Source organism: Streptomyces sp. NBC_01363 (genome assembly GCF_026340595.1).
Taxonomy (GTDB): Bacteria; Actinomycetota; Actinomycetes; order Streptomycetales; family Streptomycetaceae; genus Streptomyces.
Map to the genome: position 1 here is coordinate 832,811 of NZ_JAPEPF010000001.1, position 16,866 is coordinate 849,676.

A 16,866-nucleotide genomic window follows, 5' to 3' on the forward strand; every position below is an offset into this window, starting at 1 on the left:
GCTGCGACCGTCGCCCTAGGGAGCGACGATCATTGCGCGAGCCGAATTACTCGGCACCGCCCTGCTCGGCCTGCTTGGCACGAAGCGCCTCCGCGGTGCGGACGAACTTCGACGGGAGCGCCTGGAAGACCTGAGCAGCCTGAGTCTGCTTGCCCTTCATGGCGCCCGCCAGCTTGGCGAGCAGAACCTCGCGGGACTCGAGGTCCGCGAGCTTCTTGATCTCATCCGCGGTCAGCGCCTTACCGTCAAGGACACCGCCCTTGATGATGAGGTTGGGGTTTTCCTTGGCGAAGTCACGAAGACCCTTCGCCGACTCCACCGGGTCACCGGTGATGAAGGCAACCGCCGTCGGACCAGTGAACTGGTCGTCCAGCGAAGTGATCCCGGCCTCGTTGGCCGCAATCTTGGTCAGCGTGTTCTTCACCACGGCGTACTGGGCGTTCTCACCGAGCGAACGACGCAGCGTCTTGAGCTGCGCCACGGTGAGACCCCGGTACTCGGTCAGCACGGCGGCGTTCGAGCTGCGGAACTGGTCCGTCAGCTCGGCTACCGCGGCAGCCTTGTCGGGCCTTGCCATGAGCGTCGGCCTCCTTCCGGGTGATGAGGACCGCTCAGAAGGGGCCGGGAAAGACGAAACGCCCCGGCGCAGGCGCCAGGGCGTAGCTCGACCGAACGAAGTCCGGGAGCTTTCCACAGTCACCTGCGCAGGTCGCCCGTACTCAACGGATCCTTCGGTCACTGTTCCCTCTTGCGAGAGCGCAGCAACGACCAGCGGTCTTTGGCTTCTGTAGGAGAGTACGCGACCGAAGTCGCGCCGAGCAAATCCGTCCCGCTCGGGGCGGCCCGGGAGGTTCAGGACGCGCCCGAACCGGCTCCCTGCTGCTGCTTCAGCAGCTCGGCGAAGTCGACCGTGTCGGCGGCCGGGGGCTGCTCGACCGAGACCTTCGTCCCGTAGTCGCTGTAGTACACCGTCGAGTTGAGTTCGCCGGTCTTCATCTGGCCGCGCTCGGTCTTCTTGACCAGCAGATCGTTGTCGTCGACCCAGATGTCGACCGTCTCCGTGGTGATGCCGGCGTCGCTCAGCTGCTTCTTCAGCTGCTCCAGCTGGTCGGCGTCGAGCTCGGAGTTCTTCGCGGTCAGAGCGGCGACATCGACGGTGCCGGAGTAGTGCGTGGCGGAGACGCCCCGTACATCCTCCTTGCCGACCTTCTTCACGTCGCCGGAGGCCAGCAGCGACTTCACGCCCTGGTCGGGGGTGGTGTTCTGCATCTGCTGCTTCATGGCCTCGCCGGAGGCGCCCGCTATCTTGGCGAGGTCGGCGTAGCCGTAGCTGATCCAGTGCTTGCCGCCGGTCTGCTTCGCGAAGCCGTCGCCCATGTTGACGACGTAGCCGTCCTTGAAGTAGCGGGCCTGCATCGTGCCGGTGCCGCCGGTCTGCTTCATGGCGTCCGCCATGCTGCCGCCGGTGTAGGTGATCTCCATGGCGCCGGTGAGACCGTCGGTCCAGTCGATGGTGCCGCTCTGCTCCATGGACATGGTGGTGCCCATCTGGGTGGTGCCCTCGACCTTCGCCGAGCTCTCCCCACCGGTCTTCTTCTGTACGTCGAGCAGCGCGGCGATCGGGTCGGCCTTCACGACGCCGCCGCCGTTGTTGTCGCTCTTGCCGCCGTCCGATCCGCTGCAGGCCGCGACCGGCGTCAGCGCCGCTGCCGCCACCACCGACAGACACACGCGTCGCACGGTATTGGTCCTCATGTCCGCTTCCACCCCTCGTTCGGCTCTGTCGGGGCCTCACGCTAACGCACGGCTCGGACACAGCCCCCGGCAATACGGATACAAGGACGGGCCCCGCACCTCGAAAGGTTGCGGGGCCCGTCAATGTCACACGTGACGCGGCTTGCTGCCGAGCGCGAGGGCTCAGACGGCGGCCGGGTCCTCCTCGACGAGGAGGTTACGGGTGCGGTTGGCGTCCAGCGGAATGCCGGGGCCCATCGTGGTGGCCAGGGTGGCCTTCTTGATGTAGCGGCCCTTGGCGGCGGACGGCTTCAGACGGAGGATCTCCTCCAGCGCCGCTGCGTAGTTCTCCACCAGCTTGGTCTCGTCGAACGAGGTCTTGCCGATGATGAAGTGCAGGTTCGAGTGCTTGTCGACGCGGAACTCGATCTTGCCGCCCTTGATGTCGTTGACAGCCTTCACGACATCGGGGGTGACGGTGCCGGTCTTCGGGTTCGGCATCAGACCACGCGGACCGAGCACCCGGCCGAGGCGGCCGACCTTGCCCATGAGGTCCGGGGTCGCGACGACGGCGTCGAAGTCCAGACGGCCCTTCGCCACCTCGTCGATGAGCTCGTCGGCGCCGACGATGTCGGCGCCCGCGGCTTCCGCGGCCGCAGCACGGTCACCGGTCGCGAAGACCAGGACCCGGGCGGTCTTGCCGGTGCCGTGCGGGAGGTTCACGGTGCCACGGACCATCTGGTCGGCCTTGCGCGGGTCGACACCCAGGCAGAACGCGACCTCGACGGTGCCGTCGAACTTGGTGGAGGCGGTGTCCTTGGCGAGACGGACGGCCTCGAGCGGCGCGTAGTTGCGCGACCGGTCGACCTTGGCGTCCGCAGCGCGGAGGTTCTTGCTGCGCTTCACTTCTACTCCTGTTGGTTTCAGGGTGTGGAGTCGTGGTGCGGGCCAGCGCTTGGCCCTACCACTGAGGATCTGAGGGGCTGAATCAGCCTTCGACCGTGATGCCCATGGAACGGGCGGTGCCAGCGATGATCTTCGACGCGGCGTCGAGGTCGTTGGCGTTCAGGTCGGGGAGCTTCGTCGTGGCGATCTCACGGACCTGGGCAGCCGTCAGCTTGGCGACCTTGGTCTTGTGCGGCTCGCCGGAGCCCTTCTCCACGCCCGCGGCCTTGAGGATCAGCTTCGCGGCCGGCGGAGTCTTGGTGACGAAGGTGAAGGAACGGTCTTCGTAGACCGTGATCTCCACCGGCACGACCATGCCACGCTGCGACTCGGTCGCGGCGTTGTAGGCCTTGCAGAATTCCATGATGTTGACGCCGTGCTGGCCGAGCGCGGGGCCGACCGGCGGGGCCGGGTTGGCCGCACCAGCGTTGATCTGGAGCTTGATAAGCCCCGTGACCTTCTTCTTCTTGGGAGGCATTGCTCTCTCCGGGTCCTAGTGAGAGTGTTTCGCCGCCGTCCGATCATCCGGATGGAGGCATACCGCACAACGATAACGGGTATAGCTGCGCGACCAAAAACCGAGCAGGTCAGACGGGCTTCACAGCCGGTCTGACCTGCTCGGTAGGCATGTGTCCAGAAACTGGCGGGGAGCCGCTAGTTCTTCTGGATCTGGTCGAAGCTGAGCTCGACCGGGGTCTCGCGGCCGAAGATCTCGACGAGACCCTTGACCTTCTTCGAGTCGGCGTTGATCTCGTTGATCGTCGCCTGCAGCGTCGCGAACGGGCCGTCGGTGACGGTGACCGAGTCGCCCACCTCGAAGTCGAGCACCTGGACCTCGACCTTGCGGGCCGGAGCCGGCTTGCCCTCGGCCTCGGCGGCCTCGCGGGCGGCCTTCTCCTCGGCCTCCGGGGCGAGCATCTTGACGATCTCGTCCAGGGTCAGCGGGTACGGGTCGTAGGCGTTGCCCACGAAGCCGGTGACGCCGGGGGTGTTGCGGACGACGCCCCAGGACTCGTTCGTCAGGTCCATGCGCACCAGGACGTAGCCCGGGAGCTTGTTCTGGCGGACGTTCTTGCGCTCGCCGTTCTTGATCTGGACGATCTCTTCCTCGGGCACTTCGGCCTGGTAGATGAAGTCCTCGACGTTGAGCGAGACGGCGCGCTGCTCCAGGTTGGCCTTCACGCGCTTCTCGTAACCGGCGTACGTGTGGATGACGTACCACTCGCCGGGAAGGCCGCGCAGCTCGTCGCGCAGGGCCGTGACGGCGTCGACGGGGGCGGCCGGCTCGGCCTCTTCCTCGTCGCTCTCGGAGTCGGCCTCGGCCTCTTCCTCTTCCTCGTCGTCCTCGTCGCTCTCGGAGTCGGCCTCGGCCTCCGCGGCCTCTTCCTCGTCCTCGACGTGCAGGGCGGCCTGCTCGGCGGGCTCACCCGCGGCGGCGTCGGCAGCTTCGGCCTGGTCCGGCTCCTCGGCGTCCGCCGCCTCGACGATGTCGAGCTCGTCCTCGGCGGACTCGAAGGCGCCCGCCGTCGGCTCGACGGCGTCGTTCAGGTTCGGGTCAGACACGGTGGCTGCTTCTTCCTGGATACAAATGGGTGGAACATGCGAAAGGGGCGCCCATGAGGCGCCCTCCGCGGGATCAGCCGAAGACGTACTTGATGACCCGCTGGAATCCGAAGTCAATCACGGTAACCAGACCGATCATGACGACGACGAAGACAATCACCACTGTGGTGTAAGTCGTCAGCTGACTGCGAGTCGGCCAGACGACCTTGCGCAACTCGGCGACGATCTGGCGGTAGAACAGCGCGAGACGGCCCAGAGGGCCCTTCTTTCCGCGCTTGCCGCCCTTCCGGGTCTTCTTCTTCGACTCGGGTACTTCATCCTCGGCATCAGGCATGTCGATGGAGCCCACGGCGTCCGTCACGCTTCTCACCTGATTCCGGGTCATGGCCGTGCCGCGCCCGGTGGAGCCGCACGGCGGTGCATTGAAGTACGTACATGCGCACACATCCTGGCGAAGGAGTGTGTAGCAGGGCCGGAGGGACTTGAACCCCCAACCGCTGGTTTTGGAGACCAGTGCTCTACCAATTGAGCTACGACCCTTTGTGGTTTCCACCAACCTACCGCATCTCCCCGGATGGTTCCGATGCGGAAACGGTGCGGCTGGTGAAGGCCAACGACAGGTGAGTGTACGTGTTCAGCGGCCCGGCGTCGAACAGATAGCTCCCGACCGCTCCTGGTCGCATCTTGTCCGCATGCTGTCCGAGTGGTGTCCGGTCCCTGAAACCCCTGTGCCGACAGGGATCACGGTCTGGGACCATGGGGGCCATGAGCGCTGCAACTTCCCCCTCCGAGCGCCGGGTCTCCGCCCGCATCGGTGCGATCTCCGAATCCGCCACCCTCGCCGTCGACGCCAAGGCCAAGGCTCTCAAGGCCGCCGGCCGTCCGGTGATCGGCTTCGGTGCCGGTGAGCCCGACTTCCCGACCCCCGGCTACATCGTCGACGCCGCGGTCGAGGCCTGTCGCAACCCGAAGTACCACCGCTACACCCCGGCAGGAGGGCTCCCGGAGCTCAAGGCCGCCATCGCCGAGAAGACGCTGCGCGACTCCGGCTACGAGGTCGACACCTCGCAGATCCTGGTGACCAACGGTGGCAAGCAGGCCATCTACGAGGCGTTCGCCGCGATCCTCGACCCGGGCGACGAGGTCATCGTCCCCGCTCCGTACTGGACCACCTACCCCGAGTCGATCCGGCTGGCCGGCGGCGTCCCGGTGGAGGTCGTGGCCGACGAGACCACCGGCTACCGGGTCTCCGTCGAGCAGCTGGAGGCGGCGCGCACCGAGCGCACGAAGGTCGTCCTGTTCGTCTCGCCGTCGAACCCCACCGGCGCCGTGTACAGCGAGGCCGACGCCGAGGCGATCGGCCGCTGGGCCGTCGAGCACGGCCTGTGGGTGCTGACCGACGAGATCTACGAGCACCTGGTCTACGGCGACGCGAAGTTCACCTCGCTGCCCGCGATCGTGCCCGAGCTGCGCGACAAGTGCATCGTGGTCAACGGTGTCGCCAAGACCTACGCGATGACCGGCTGGCGGGTGGGCTGGATCGTCGGCCCCAAGGACGTCGTCAAGGCCGCGACCAACCTCCAGTCGCACGCCACGTCCAATGTCTCCAACGTGGCCCAGGTCGCCGCGCTGGCCGCCGTCTCCGGGGACCTGGACGCGGTCGCCGAGATGCGTACCGCCTTCGACCGGCGCCGGCAGACCATCGTCCGGATGCTCAACGAGATCGACGGGGTGCTGTGCCCGGAGCCCGAGGGCGCGTTCTACGCGTACCCCTCGGTGAAGGAGCTGCTCGGCAAGGAGATCCGCGGAAAGCGTCCGGCCACCTCGGTGGAGCTGGCGGCGCTGATCCTGGACGAGGCCGAGGTCGCGGTCGTACCGGGCGAGGCCTTCGGTACGCCGGGCTACCTGCGGCTCTCGTACGCCCTGGGCGACGACGACCTCGTCGAGGGCGTCTCGCGGCTCCAGAAGCTGCTGGCCGAGGCCAAGGCGTAGCGCGTCCCGCACATTCGGTGGCGACCCCCGGCTCCGGCCGGGGGTCGCTTCTCTGTTCGGGCGTCAACTCGATGGGGAAAGCGGCTACCGCTCGACCCCACGCGTGCGGCAGGATCTTGGGATGGAGCGTGATGTACGGCTGTTGCCCAAGGCCCACCTGCACCTGCATTTCACCGGGTCGATGCGGCCGACGACCCTGCTCGAACTCGCCGACAAGTACGGCGTGCATCTTCCGGATGCCCTGACCGGCGGCGAGCCGCCGAAACTGCGGGCCACGGACGAGCGCGGGTGGTTCCGCTTCCAGCGGCTCTACGACATCGCCCGGTCCTGCCTCAGGTCCCCCGAGGACATTCAGCGGCTGGTGCGCGAGGCGGCCCAGGAGGACGTCGCGGACGGCTCCGGCTGGCTGGAGATCCAGGTCGACCCCACCTCGTACGCCCCGCTGCTCGGCGGGCTGATCCCGGCGATCGAGATCATCCTGGACGCGGTGGACAGCGCGACGCGCGAGACGGGTCTGCCGATCCGGGTGGTGATCGCGGCCAACCGGATGAAGCATCCGCTGGACGCCCGCACCCTCGCCCGGCTCGCGGTGCGGTACGCGGACCGGGGCGTGGTCGGGTTCGGGCTCTCCAACGACGAGCGCCGCGGGATGGCCCGGGACTTCGACCGGGCCTTCGCCATCGCCCGCGAGGGCGGTCTGCTGGCGGCGCCGCACGGCGGTGAGCTGTCCGGCCCCGCCAGTGTGCGGGACTGCCTGGACGATCTCGACGCGGCCCGGATCGGGCACGGCGTACGGGCCGCCGAGGACCCGCGGCTGCTGCGCAGGCTGGCGGAGCGCGGAGTGACCTGCGAGGTCTGCCCGGCGTCGAACGTGGCGCTGGGCGTCTACGAGAAGCCCGCCGACGTACCCCTGCGCAAACTGTTCGACGCCGGGGTGCCGATGGCGCTGGGCGCGGACGATCCGCTGCTCTTCGGTTCCCGGCTGGCCGCGCAGTACGACCTCGTGCGACGCCATCACGCGTTCACGGACGAGGAGCTCGCGGAGCTGGCCCGCCAGTCGGTACGGGGCTCCGCCGCGCCCGCCCCGGTACGGGCGGAGCTCCTGGCGGGCGTCGACGACTGGCTGGCGAAGCCCGCGGGACAGGACCGGTCCGGCCCCGGGGGTCAGACCCCGACGCCCCGCATCAGCGTGCTCGCCAGGGACGCGGCGAACGCGTCGAGGGACTGCGGCGGCGCACCGCCCGCCGTGGCCTCGTAGGCGAACGCCCGCTGCACGCAGGCCCCCAGCAGCAGCGAGGCGGCCGCGTAGGTGTCCGCGTCGGCCCGCACCCGGCCGGCCGCCTGCTCGGAGCGGAGGTAGGCGTCCAGGCCGCGGATGGGCGTGTGCGGGCCGGTGCCGAGTTCTCTCATTGCCTCGTTGTGGCGTTCCTTGAGCCTGGGCTCGGCGTACAGCGAGGCGGCGATCGGGAAGCTCTGCTCGTAGAAGAGTGCGGCCTGGCGGGCGATCTCGGTGAGGTTCTGCTCGACGGTGCGCTCCCCCGATCCCGGGGAGGCGATGAGCCGTTTCAGCAGCGGGTTGAGCCTGGGCAGCCGTTCCTTGAGCACGGACACGAACAGCTCTTCCTTGCTCGCGAAGTGCTTGTAGAGCGCGGCCTCGGAGCAGCCCGCGGCTCTGGCGATCTCCTTGGTGGTGGCGCGGGCCAGGCCGATGGTGAGCATCAGCTGGTGGGCGGCGTCGATGATGCGGACGCGGGCCGGCTTCTGCTCCATGTGCACTCCAGCGAAGCTTGACGAGTTGGTGAGTATCCACTCACTCTATGGGTGAGTGAGTACTTACCCACCCTGGGAGGGTGCGCAATGAGGATCACGGTGTTCGGCGCGACGGGCGGCGTCGGTCAGGAGATCGTCCGCCAGGCGGTGGAGGCGGGCCACGAGGTGACGGCGGTGGTCCGCGACCCGGCGCGGCTGCCCGTCCTGCTTTCCGACGTACAGGTCCACACGGCCGCGCGCATGGACGAGCCGGGGGCGCTGCGCGAGGCGGTCGCGGGCCGGGACGCGGTGCTCTCCGCGCTCGGCTCGCGCGACCGGAAGGCGGACGGGGTCGCCGAGCGGCTCACCGGGGTGGTCCTGGCGGCGATGGAGGCCGAGGGGGCGCGGCGGCTGCTGGTGGTCAGCGCGGCCCCGGTCGGCCCCCGGCCGGCCGACGACCCGCTGCTGGACCGGCTGGTCCGCAAGGTGGTCGGGGCGATCCTCAAGGAGGTCTACGCGGACCTCACGCGGATGGAGGCCGCGCTGGCCCGGAGTGCGACGGACTGGACGTCCGTACGGCCGCCGAAGCTCACCAACGGACCGCTGACGGGGAAGTACCGCACGGCCGTCGGCAGCACTCCGCGCAGCGGCCGGACCATCTCGCGCGCCGATGTGGCGCACGCGATGCTGGCGCTGGTCGACGATCCGGCGTCGGTGAAGCAGGGCGTGGGCGTGGCGTACTGAGCGGCGCGGCCGCGAGCAACCCTAGCCGCGGGAAACCTTAGAGGCTCACGCCGACCGTCACGGGTTCGTTGACGAGCGTGACGCCGAATGCCTCGCGGACTCCGGAGACGACCTCGCGGGCGAGCGCGAGGAGGTCCTCGGTGGTCGCCTCACCGCGGTTGGTGAGGGCGAGGGTGTGCTTGGTGGAGATTCGGGCCGGCCCGGTGCCGTATCCCTTGGTGAATCCGGCCTTGTCGATGAGCCAGGCCGCCGAGGTCTTGATGCGTCCCCCGTCCGCGGGGAAGGCGGGGGGCGTCACCTCGGGGCCGAGCCGGTCCTTGGCGCGGGCGAGGAACGCCTCGTACTCCGCCTCCTCCAGGATCGGGTTGGTGAAGAAGGAGCCCGCCGACCAGGAGTCGTGGTCCTCCGGGTCCAGCACCATGCCCTTGCCGGCGCGGAGCCCGAGCACCGTTTCCCGGGCCGCCGCCGCGGGCACGCGCTCGCCCTGTTCGACGCCCATGGCGCGGGCCGTCTCGGCGTACCGCAGCGGCGCGGACAGGCCGCCCGCGTCCTCCAGCTCGAAGCGGACACGCAGCACCACGAAACGGTCGGGTTCGGCCTTGAAGCGGCTGTGCCGGTACGAGAACGCGCAGTCGGCGTTCGGGACGGTGACCGTTTCCCGGGTGTACCGGTCGTAGGCGACGACCTCCGTGATGGTGGAGGAGACCTCCTGGCCGTACGCGCCGACGTTCTGGATCGGGGTCGCACCGGCGGAGCCCGGGATTCCGGCCAGGCACTCGATGCCCGCGAGACCGGCTTCGACGGTGCGGGCCACGGCGTCCGTCCAGATCTCACCGGCGGCGAGTTCCAGTGTCGTGCCGTTCAGCGCGAAGCCCTTGGTCGCGATGCGCAGGGCGGTGCCTTCGAAGCCCTTGTCGCCGATGACCAGATTGCTGCCGCCGCCGATGACGAGCAGCGGGGTACCGCTCCCGTCGGCCTCGCGCACGGCTTCGATCACCTCGGCGTCGGTCGTCGCCGTGAGGAGGCGGGCGGCGGGGCCGCCCAGCCGGAAGGTGGTCAGGGGGGCGAGAGGGGCGTCATGGAGTTCCTGCACGGGGACAAGGGTACGGTCCGTGCCCCCGCCGCTCGGGCGGGGCCACGGACCGTGCGCGCGGAAGCACGGCTCAGAGCCTGTCGGGTGACCTCCGACCGGGCGGCCACGCCCTGGCACGCACGCTTCCCGCGTTGTCGTCGGTCGCCAACGCTCCGCGTCGACTCCCTCCTCCGCCTTGGAAGCGCACGCACCAGACCGCGTCCGCTATCCGATCCGAGGTCACCCGACAGGCTCTCAGGCGGCGACGGCGGCACGCTTCTCGACCACCGCGGACTCCGGGGCCGAGGTGCCGCGGCGGCCCGGGATCAGCAGGGCGGCGAGGGCGGCCAGAGCCACCGCCGAGGCACCGATCCACACCGCCGGAACAGTCCCGTCCGTGAAGGACCGGGCGGACTCGTAACCGCCCTGTGAGGAGAAGACCGTGGCGAGCACGGCGACCCCGAGGGTTCCGCCGACCTCGCGCAGGGCGTTGTTGGCGCCGGAGGCGATGCCCTGCTCCTCGGGGCGGACGCTGGACATCACGAGACTGGCCGCGGGTGCGAAGTACAGGGCCATGCCGACCCCGCCGACGATCAGGCCGGGCAGCTGCGAGACGTACGAGGCGTCGGGCGCGATGATCGCCGCGAAGAACGCGAGGCCGACCGCCTGGAGAACGAGTCCGGCCACGACCACCGGACGGCCGCCGAACCGGTCGGAGAGCATCCCCGCAACGGGCGCGACCAGCATCGGCATTCCGGTCCAGGGCAGCATCCGCAGGCCGGCCTCGGTGGGCGAGTAGCCCAGCACGCCCTGGAAGTACTGGCTGAGCAGGAAGATCGAACCGAACATGCCCAGGAACATCAGCATGCTCGCCATGTTGATCCCGAAGAACGCGCGGTCACGGAAGAGCCGCATGGGCAGCATGGGGCTCTTCGCGCGGAACCCGTGGTGGATGAAGCCGGCTATGAGCGCCCCACCCACGATCAGCGCGCCGAGGACGGTGGGGCTGGTCCAGCCGTCGGAGTTGGCGTTGACCAGGCCGTAGACGATGCCGAACAGTCCGCCGCTGACCAGGAGCGTGCCGGGGATGTCGAGCCGTGCGTCCGGCGCGTACGACTCCGTCAGGCGCAGCCGTGCCAGCGGCAGCAGGGCCAGACCCACCGGGACGTTCAGCCAGAAGATCCACTGCCAGGACAGGTGCTCGGTGAGGCTGCCGCCGATCAGGGGCCCGCTGGCCACGGCCAGTCCGGTGACCGCGCTGAAGATGCCGAGCGCGGCGCCGCGGCGGGCGGGCGGCACGGCGGCCGTGAGCAGGGTGAGCGTCAGCGGCATCATGATCGCGGCGCCCACGCCCTGGACCGCCCGGAAGGCGATCAGTTCGTTGATCCCCGGCGAGAGGGCGGCCGCGGCGGAGGCGCCGGTGAAGACGGTGAGCCCGGCGAGGAAGAGCCGGCGGCGGCCGAACCTGTCGCCGAGGGCCGCCCCGAGCATCAGCAGGACGGCGAAGGTGAGGGTGTAGGCGTTCACCGTCCATTCCAGCTCGGCGAGCTCGCCGCCGAGGCTCTTGCGGATGGAGGGCAGGGCGGTGGTGACCACGAGGTTGTCGAGGGCCGCCATGAATCCGGCGACGCTGGTGATGACAAGGGCCCAGACTGCTCCCGAGCGGCCTGCTGTGTGCTGGTTCACTGCTCCCCCTGGGGGTTAGTTATCAATGACTAACTTCTCTGGGCAGAAAACCGGGCGGAACCCGGTCGCACTGTTCAGGCGATCGGCCTGGCCGCGTCGTAGAACCCCGACCAGACCCGGTGCTCGGCCGGGAAGCCGAGCGAGGCCAGTGTGTTGATGAGCATTCCGTACGCGAAGAACGTCGTCGTCTCCTCGACGTCGGCGCCGAGAGCGAGGTGGACGTCGCCCCACATCTCGGCCCAGGCGGCGCGCACCGTCTCTCCGAACTCGTGATCCCCCGCGGCCCTGGCACTCGCCACGGCCGCGTACGTCTGCATCTGCATCTGGAGCTTTTCGGGGTCGTCGACGATGAGCCGCTGGTACGCGGCGGCCATCGCCGTCACCGCCGCATCACCCTTGAGCCCCTCCGCGGCCTCGGCGAAGACCTTGCGGGTGTCCGCGAAGCACCGCTCGACGGCCGCGAGGAACATGGCCTGCTTGTTGGGGAAAAGACGGAAGAGGTACGGCTGCGAGACACCGACGCGCTTGGCGATCACCTCGGTGGAGGTGGCGCTGTACCCACCGCGGGCGAACTCGATGATCGCCGCTCGGATGACGCTCTCACGCCGCTCTTCTGCACTCATCCTTGCCATGCGAGAAAGTTAGTGCTCAATCACTAACCGAGTCAACCGGTCCGCCCCCACGAGCAAGGGCACGGCCTCGTGGACCGTGCCCTTGCTTGCGTCGCGTTACGTGCGTCGCGCGGCGCGGCCTCAGCCGAGCCGCACCACCGCGCGGGACATGCCCAGCACCTTCTTGCCCTCGCTCATGGCCGTCAGATCCACCCGCACCTGCTTGTCGTCCAGCAGGGCGGCGACCTTGGCGCCGACCTCGATCAGGGCGCCGTCGTCGTCGTTCGGCACGACGACCGGCTTGGTGAACCGCACCCCGTACTCGACGACCGCACCCGGGTCGCCGACCCAGTCCGTGACCACCCGGATCGCCTCGGCCATGGTGAACATGCCGTGCGCGATCACATCCGGCAGTCCGACCTCGCGGGCAAACTTCTCGTTCCAGTGGATCGGGTTGAAGTCGCCGGAAGCGCCCGCGTACTGCACCAGCGTCGCCCGGGTCACCGGGAAGGACTGCGCCGACAGCTCCGTACCGACCTCGACCGACTCGTATGCGACCTTCGCCGTCATCACGCCTCCTCGGCGGCGCGCGCCACCAGCTTCGTCCACGCGGTCACCACATGCTCACCGGACTCGTCGTGGACCTCGCCACGGATGTCCAGGATGTCGTTGCCCGCCAAGGACTTGATGCCCTCGATGGTCGAGGTGACCGTCAGCCGGTCCCCCGCCCGGACGGGGCGCACATAGGCGAACTTCTGGTCACCGTGCACCACCCGGCTGTAGTCCAGACCCAGCTGCGGATCCTGCACCACCTGCCCGGCGGCCTTGAAGGTGATCGAGAACACGAAGGTCGGCGGGGCGATCACATCGCTGTGGCCGAACGCCTTGGCGGCCTCGGGGTCGACGTACACCGGATTCGCGTCGCCCACCGCCTCGGCGAACTCGCGGATCTTCTCCCGGCCGACCTCGTACGGCGGGGTGGGCGGATAGGTCCGCCCCACGAAGGACTGGTCGAGCGCCATGAGCTCGCTACCTCCTGATGAAAGATGAACAGGCCGAAGAACAGCCTTCATACAACGACACGAGGCCGCCCCCAATGGGGACGGCCTCGTGTACGAGCCTGTTTCAGCGCGTTTCGCGGTGCGCAGTGTGCGAGTTGCAGCGCGGGCAGTGCTTCTTCATCTCAAGACGGTCCGGGTTGTTACGCCGGTTCTTCTTGGTGATGTAGTTCCGCTCCTTGCACTCCACGCAGGCCAGCGTGATCTTCGGGCGGACGTCGGTGGCAGCCACGTGAGTGCTCCTTGGACGGACGGATGGACGGATGAACGCAAAAAAGAGTAGCCGATCGAAGGACCGACCCCACAATCGGCTACCGTAAGTAGCGGTGACCGGACTTGAACCGGTGACACAGCGATTATGAGCCGCTTGCTCTACCGACTGAGCTACACCGCTTTGATGACGAGTCCCCCCACCGAAGCGGGGTTTCCCGATCACCAGAGCCCCAATGCGGAATCGAACCGCAGACCTTCTCCTTACCATGGAGACGCTCTACCGACTGAGCTATTGGGGCGAGCGATGAAGACATTACACGGCTGTCGCCGATCGCCCAAATCCGTTTCGAAGGCCCATCCGGCGGCCTTGATCGACACCCCGCCGATCCCGTGATCGACAGCCCTGAAGACCGTCCACCGGCCGCCTGAGCAGCGCCTCGGCCTCCCCGCGAGGCACCCTCCGCCGCAACCGTGCACCCGCGCCCCACGCATCCCCGGGGCCACACCGGTACGACTATTTCTCTCCTCCTCGAACCCGGCCGAACACGCCCCTAGGCTCGATTCACTCTGCGTGATCTTGCCCCCATTTCCCAGGAGCGCGATGCCCGACAGCCAGCCGTGGCAGCCGGACGACCACGCCGCCGACGCGGCCGATGCGTCCAGCAGCCCCGACACCGTCACCTCGGCCGGGGCCGGCCTGGTGCTCTGCGGCGCCCGTCTCACCGACGGCCGCGTCGTGGACGTACGGCTCGGCGGCGGCCGCATCGAGGCCGTCGGCACCGCGGGCAGCCTGACCGCACCCGGCCCCCGGATGGACCTGCGCGGCTATCTACTGCTCCCCGCCCCCGCCGAACCCCACGCCCACAGCGACACCGCGCTCACCGCCGACGGCACGGGTCCCGGCACCCCTGGACCGGTGTCGCACCGCCCGGAGGACATTCGGCGCCGCACCATCGAGGCCGCGCTGCTGCAGCTCGGCCACGGCGCCACGGCGCTGCGCTCGCATGTGCGGATCGGGGACGTCCAGGGCCTCGCCTCGCTCGAAGCCGTACTGCAGGCACGCCGTTCGCTGAGCGGACTGGCCGACCTGACCCCGGTCGCCGTGCCCCGGCTGCTCACCGGCGTCGCGGGCGCCGACAACCTGGCCATGCTGCGCGACGCGGTGAAGATGGGGGTCGGTGCGGTCGGCGGCTGCCCGGACCTCGATCCGGACCCGGCGGGGTACGCGGAAGCCGTCCTGGAGGTCGCCGCCGAACAGGGCTGCCCCGTCGATCTGCACACCGACGGCGACGATCCGGCCCGGCTCGGCCGGCTGGCCGCCATGGCCGGCGGGCTGCGGCCCGGCGTCTCCCTCGGCCCGTGCGCCGGCCTCTCCCTGCTCCCCCCGCAGGCCGCCGCCCGCGCCGCCGACCAGCTGGCCGCGGCCGGGGTGACGGTGATCTGCCTCCCCCAGGGCGGCTGCTGCGGCGCGGAGGGCCGGGGCACCGCGCCCGTACGGCTGCTGCGGGCGGCCGGAGTGCGGGTCGCGGCGGGCAGCGGGGCGCTGCGGGACATCGCGAACCCCGTGGGCCGCGGCGATCCGCTGGAGGCCGCCTATCTGCTGGCCTCGCAGCACGGACTGCCGGCCACGGAGGCGTACGAGGCGGTGTCCTCGGTGGCCAGGGCGGCGACGGGGCTGCCCGGCGTCAGGGTCGAGGCGGGCTTCCCGGCCGAGCTGCTCGCCGTGCGCGGGGAGCAGCTCCCGGGCGTGCTCTCGCTCGCCTACAGCCGGATCGTGGTGCATCGCGGGCGGGTGGTGGCGCGGACGAGCGCGGTGCGCGAGTACGGCGACTCCGAGACCGTCGTCGCCCTCGGCCTGCCCCACCAGGAGAGACCGGATTCCGGTCCTTGCGGCGGGCCCTGAGCGCGGCGGGCCGTCGCGGCGTACGGTCGTGACCATGCGCATTGTCATCGCAGGTGGACATGGTCAGATCGCGCTGCGGCTGGAGCGGCTGCTCGCCGCGCGCGGGGACGAAGCCGTGGGCGTGATCCGCAATCCGGACCAGGGCGAGGACCTCCGGGCGGCGGGTGCCGAGCCGGTCGTCCTGGATCTCGAATCCGCCTCCGTGGAGGAGGTGGCGCAGGTGCTGCGCGGCGCCGACGCGGCGGTCTTCGCGGCCGGTGCGGGCCCGGACAGCGGCTCGGCACGCAAGGAGACGGTGGATCGCGGGGCGGCGGTGCTGTTCGCGGACGCGGCGGAACGGGCGGGCGTACGGCGCTACGTCGTGGTCTCTTCGATGGGCGCCGACCCCGACCACCCGGGCGACGAGGTCTTCGACGCGTATCTGCGGGCCAAGGGCGCGGCGGACGCGTACGTGCGCTCCAGGGCCGCGCTCGACTGGACGATCCTGCGCCCCGGCATGCTGACGAACGACGCGGGCAAGGGGACGGTCCTGCTGACCGCGTCGACCGGTCGCGGGCCGGTGCCGCGCGACGACGTGGCGGCGGCGCTGCTGGAGCTGCTGGAGACCCCGGCGACGGCGGGGCTGACGCTGGAGCTCATCTCGGGGAACGTACCGGTGGCGGTCGCGGTCAAGGACATCGCGGGGAACTGACCGGGCGGGCCGGGGCGGCCGTCCGGCGCCGCGGGGCGTCGGACCCGGCCGCGCGAGCCTCTCAGGCGCCCGGTGCCGGGCGGACGGCGATGCCGTGGCGCTCCAGCAGCGCGGCGGTGACGCCGTCGCCCTCGCGGAGCTCGCCCGTGAACGTACCGTCATAGACCGTTCCGCGCCCGCAGGAAGGGCTGCGCGCCATCAGCAACGCCTCGGTGCACCCGGTCCGGCGCGCGGCCTCCAGCGCCCTTTCCGCGCCGTCCACGAACTCCTCCGTCACGTCGTGCCCGGTGTCGTCGACGACGCGGGCGCGGCCGTCCAGCACGTCGTGGCCGTCGCCGCCGGTGATCTCGGCGGGGCGGCGCGGGGTGGGCAGTCCGGCGGAGACCTCGGGGCAGAAGGCCACGGGGCGTCGGTCGCCGATGGCCGCGGTCACCGCGGCCGAGGCCTTGCCGCGGCCGTCAAAGCGGCAGGGCACGCCCTGCAGACAGGCGCTGACCAGTACGGATTCCATGTTCACGGCCTTTCGCGGTTCCTACGGTCTCGCAGCCTCGCAGCAGCAAACAAAGAAGGCCCCTGTCTGAGACAGGGGCCTTACCATGTGGCGGCGCCAGGGTTCGAACCTGGGTAGGCTGAGCCGGCAGATTTACAGTCTGCTCCCTTTGGCCACTCGGGCACACCGCCAGGGATTGCCGCCATGAGAACCGCTTTTCGGCGGTGCCCCGTGGCAACGACGTAAACGATACCCGATGCCCGGGGGTGCTTCGCCACCGGATTGATCAGCGGCCCGATCGGGCGCGGGTGGCCAAGGGCTGTCTCATAATCCCTGGTGGATCGGCGTGCGGCGTCGGATGCGGTGCATCGCAAGGCGGAGGAACGCCCGAATACTGGATGTATTCGGGCGTTCC

At 69.7% G+C, this 16,866-nt stretch carries 18 protein-coding genes, 4 tRNA genes and 1 pseudogene; 5 read left to right on the plus strand and 18 right to left on the minus strand.

Annotated elements, in window-relative coordinates; all coding sequences use genetic code 11:
• Positions 1 to 46: 46 nt before the first annotated feature.
• From rplJ to OG611_RS03865, 7 genes are all read right to left on the minus strand, one after another.
• Positions 47 to 577: a 50S ribosomal protein L10 gene (rplJ, locus tag OG611_RS03835; protein WP_266415516.1), complete on the minus strand. Its 531-nt coding sequence runs from the start codon at positions 575 to 577 to the stop codon at positions 47 to 49.
• A gap of 275 nt (positions 578 to 852) precedes the next feature.
• Positions 853 to 1,755 (minus strand): hypothetical protein, encoded by a 903-nt coding sequence (locus tag OG611_RS03840; protein ID WP_266415518.1) that lies wholly within the window; start codon positions 1,753 to 1,755, stop codon positions 853 to 855.
• A gap of 162 nt (positions 1,756 to 1,917) precedes the next feature.
• A complete protein-coding gene (rplA, locus tag OG611_RS03845; protein WP_266415520.1) occupies positions 1,918 to 2,640 on the minus strand; it encodes a 50S ribosomal protein L1 in 723 nt (240 codons plus the stop codon).
• An 82-nt stretch (positions 2,641 to 2,722) separates the two neighbouring features.
• The gene (gene rplK / locus OG611_RS03850) at positions 2,723 to 3,157 is read right to left on the minus strand and encodes a 50S ribosomal protein L11 (protein ID WP_006126872.1); all 435 of its coding nucleotides are present in this window, start codon (positions 3,155 to 3,157) and stop codon (positions 2,723 to 2,725) included.
• A 176-nt stretch (positions 3,158 to 3,333) separates the two neighbouring features.
• Positions 3,334 to 4,242 (minus strand): transcription termination/antitermination protein NusG, encoded by a 909-nt coding sequence (nusG, locus tag OG611_RS03855; protein ID WP_266415524.1) that lies wholly within the window; start codon positions 4,240 to 4,242, stop codon positions 3,334 to 3,336.
• 73 nt (positions 4,243 to 4,315) lie between these two features.
• Entirely contained in the window at positions 4,316 to 4,603 is a 288-nt protein-coding gene (gene secE / locus OG611_RS03860; RefSeq protein ID WP_093540775.1) for a preprotein translocase subunit SecE, read from the minus strand.
• A gap of 106 nt (positions 4,604 to 4,709) precedes the next feature.
• A tRNA-Trp gene (locus OG611_RS03865) sits at positions 4,710 to 4,782 on the minus strand.
• Positions 4,783 to 5,007: 225 nt separating this feature from the next.
• Between OG611_RS03865 and OG611_RS03870 the strand changes: the two genes are divergently transcribed.
• Together OG611_RS03870 and OG611_RS03875 are read left to right on the plus strand one after the other, a co-directional pair.
• A complete protein-coding gene (locus OG611_RS03870) occupies positions 5,008 to 6,234 on the plus strand; it encodes a pyridoxal phosphate-dependent aminotransferase (protein ID WP_266415527.1) in 1,227 nt (408 codons plus the stop codon).
• A gap of 121 nt (positions 6,235 to 6,355) precedes the next feature.
• A pseudogene (locus tag OG611_RS03875) lies at positions 6,356 to 7,369 on the plus strand (adenosine deaminase); the annotation flags it as partial.
• 29 nt (positions 7,370 to 7,398) lie between these two features.
• Here the strand turns inward: OG611_RS03875 and OG611_RS03880 are convergent.
• Positions 7,399 to 8,004, minus strand: coding sequence for a TetR/AcrR family transcriptional regulator (locus OG611_RS03880; protein WP_266415529.1), 606 nt, complete (start codon positions 8,002 to 8,004; stop codon positions 7,399 to 7,401).
• Positions 8,005 to 8,091: 87 nt separating this feature from the next.
• Between OG611_RS03880 and OG611_RS03885 the strand changes: the two genes are divergently transcribed.
• Complete coding sequence (locus OG611_RS03885) at positions 8,092 to 8,727, plus strand: NAD(P)-dependent oxidoreductase (RefSeq protein WP_266415530.1); 636 nt, start codon at positions 8,092 to 8,094, stop codon at positions 8,725 to 8,727.
• 37 nt (positions 8,728 to 8,764) lie between these two features.
• Here the strand turns inward: OG611_RS03885 and OG611_RS03890 are convergent, their stop codons facing one another.
• The 8 genes from OG611_RS03890 to OG611_RS03925 form a co-directional block, all read right to left on the minus strand.
• Positions 8,765 to 9,820 (minus strand): UDP-N-acetylmuramate dehydrogenase, encoded by a 1,056-nt coding sequence (locus OG611_RS03890; RefSeq protein ID WP_266415531.1) that lies wholly within the window; start codon positions 9,818 to 9,820, stop codon positions 8,765 to 8,767.
• Positions 9,821 to 10,054: 234 nt separating this feature from the next.
• Positions 10,055 to 11,485, minus strand: coding sequence for an MFS transporter (locus OG611_RS03895; RefSeq protein ID WP_266415533.1), 1,431 nt, complete (start codon positions 11,483 to 11,485; stop codon positions 10,055 to 10,057).
• Between the two features lie 74 nt (positions 11,486 to 11,559).
• Entirely contained in the window at positions 11,560 to 12,108 is a 549-nt protein-coding gene (locus tag OG611_RS03900) for a TetR/AcrR family transcriptional regulator (RefSeq protein WP_266415535.1), read from the minus strand.
• Between the two features lie 129 nt (positions 12,109 to 12,237).
• Positions 12,238 to 12,666, minus strand: a complete 429-nt coding sequence (locus OG611_RS03905) for a MaoC family dehydratase (RefSeq protein ID WP_266415537.1) — start codon at positions 12,664 to 12,666, stop codon at positions 12,238 to 12,240.
• Positions 12,666 to 13,118: a MaoC family dehydratase N-terminal domain-containing protein gene (locus OG611_RS03910; protein ID WP_266415539.1), complete on the minus strand. Its 453-nt coding sequence runs from the start codon at positions 13,116 to 13,118 to the stop codon at positions 12,666 to 12,668. The genes OG611_RS03905 and OG611_RS03910 overlap by 1 nt, the downstream gene beginning before the upstream one ends.
• Positions 13,119 to 13,221: 103 nt before the next feature.
• Positions 13,222 to 13,386 (minus strand): 50S ribosomal protein L33, encoded by a 165-nt coding sequence (rpmG, locus tag OG611_RS03915; protein ID WP_003956487.1) that lies wholly within the window; start codon positions 13,384 to 13,386, stop codon positions 13,222 to 13,224.
• Positions 13,387 to 13,475: 89 nt separating this feature from the next.
• Positions 13,476 to 13,548: transfer RNA gene (locus OG611_RS03920), tRNA-Met, on the minus strand.
• Between the two features lie 45 nt (positions 13,549 to 13,593).
• Positions 13,594 to 13,666, minus strand: a tRNA-Thr gene (locus OG611_RS03925).
• 302 nt (positions 13,667 to 13,968) lie between these two features.
• Between OG611_RS03925 and OG611_RS03930 the strand changes: the two genes are divergently transcribed.
• Together OG611_RS03930 and OG611_RS03935 are read left to right on the plus strand one after the other, a co-directional pair.
• Positions 13,969 to 15,270 carry an amidohydrolase family protein gene (locus OG611_RS03930; protein WP_266415541.1) on the plus strand — a complete coding sequence of 434 codons (1,302 nt, stop codon included), beginning with the start codon at positions 13,969 to 13,971 and terminating at the stop codon, positions 15,268 to 15,270.
• Positions 15,271 to 15,304: 34 nt separating this feature from the next.
• Positions 15,305 to 15,961, plus strand: coding sequence for an SDR family oxidoreductase (locus tag OG611_RS03935; RefSeq protein WP_266415542.1), 657 nt, complete (start codon positions 15,305 to 15,307; stop codon positions 15,959 to 15,961).
• Positions 15,962 to 16,022: 61 nt separating this feature from the next.
• Here the strand turns inward: OG611_RS03935 and OG611_RS03940 are convergent, their stop codons facing one another.
• Entirely contained in the window at positions 16,023 to 16,472 is a 450-nt protein-coding gene (locus tag OG611_RS03940) for a DUF523 domain-containing protein (RefSeq protein ID WP_266415545.1), read from the minus strand.
• Positions 16,473 to 16,560: 88 nt separating this feature from the next.
• Positions 16,561 to 16,642: transfer RNA gene (locus tag OG611_RS03945), tRNA-Tyr, on the minus strand.
• Between the last annotated feature and the right edge of the window lie 224 nt (positions 16,643 to 16,866).

Excerpts from the sequence above, each read along its gene's own strand:
- OG611_RS03840 (WP_266415518.1), bottom strand. The coding sequence starts at position 1,755 with ATGAGGACCAATACCGTGCGACGCGTGTGTCTGTCGGTGGTGGCGGCA.
- OG611_RS03885 (WP_266415530.1), top strand. The coding sequence starts at position 8,092 with ATGAGGATCACGGTGTTCGGCGCGACGGGCGGCGTCGGTCAGGAGATC.
- OG611_RS03940 (WP_266415545.1), bottom strand. The coding sequence starts at position 16,472 with ATGGAATCCGTACTGGTCAGCGCCTGTCTGCAGGGCGTGCCCTGCCGC.
- OG611_RS03910 (WP_266415539.1), bottom strand. The coding sequence starts at position 13,118 with ATGGCGCTCGACCAGTCCTTCGTGGGGCGGACCTATCCGCCCACCCCG.
- rplK (WP_006126872.1), bottom strand. The coding sequence starts at position 3,157 with ATGCCTCCCAAGAAGAAGAAGGTCACGGGGCTTATCAAGCTCCAGATC.
- OG611_RS03930 (WP_266415541.1), top strand. The coding sequence starts at position 13,969 with ATGCCCGACAGCCAGCCGTGGCAGCCGGACGACCACGCCGCCGACGCG.
- OG611_RS03935 (WP_266415542.1), top strand. The coding sequence starts at position 15,305 with ATGCGCATTGTCATCGCAGGTGGACATGGTCAGATCGCGCTGCGGCTG.
- rplJ (WP_266415516.1), bottom strand. The coding sequence starts at position 577 with ATGGCAAGGCCCGACAAGGCTGCCGCGGTAGCCGAGCTGACGGACCAG.
- OG611_RS03870 (WP_266415527.1), top strand. The coding sequence starts at position 5,008 with ATGAGCGCTGCAACTTCCCCCTCCGAGCGCCGGGTCTCCGCCCGCATC.
- OG611_RS03900 (WP_266415535.1), bottom strand. The coding sequence starts at position 12,108 with ATGAGTGCAGAAGAGCGGCGTGAGAGCGTCATCCGAGCGGCGATCATC.
- OG611_RS03880 (WP_266415529.1), bottom strand. The coding sequence starts at position 8,004 with ATGGAGCAGAAGCCGGCCCGCGTCCGCATCATCGACGCCGCCCACCAG.
- OG611_RS03905 (WP_266415537.1), bottom strand. The coding sequence starts at position 12,666 with ATGACGGCGAAGGTCGCATACGAGTCGGTCGAGGTCGGTACGGAGCTG.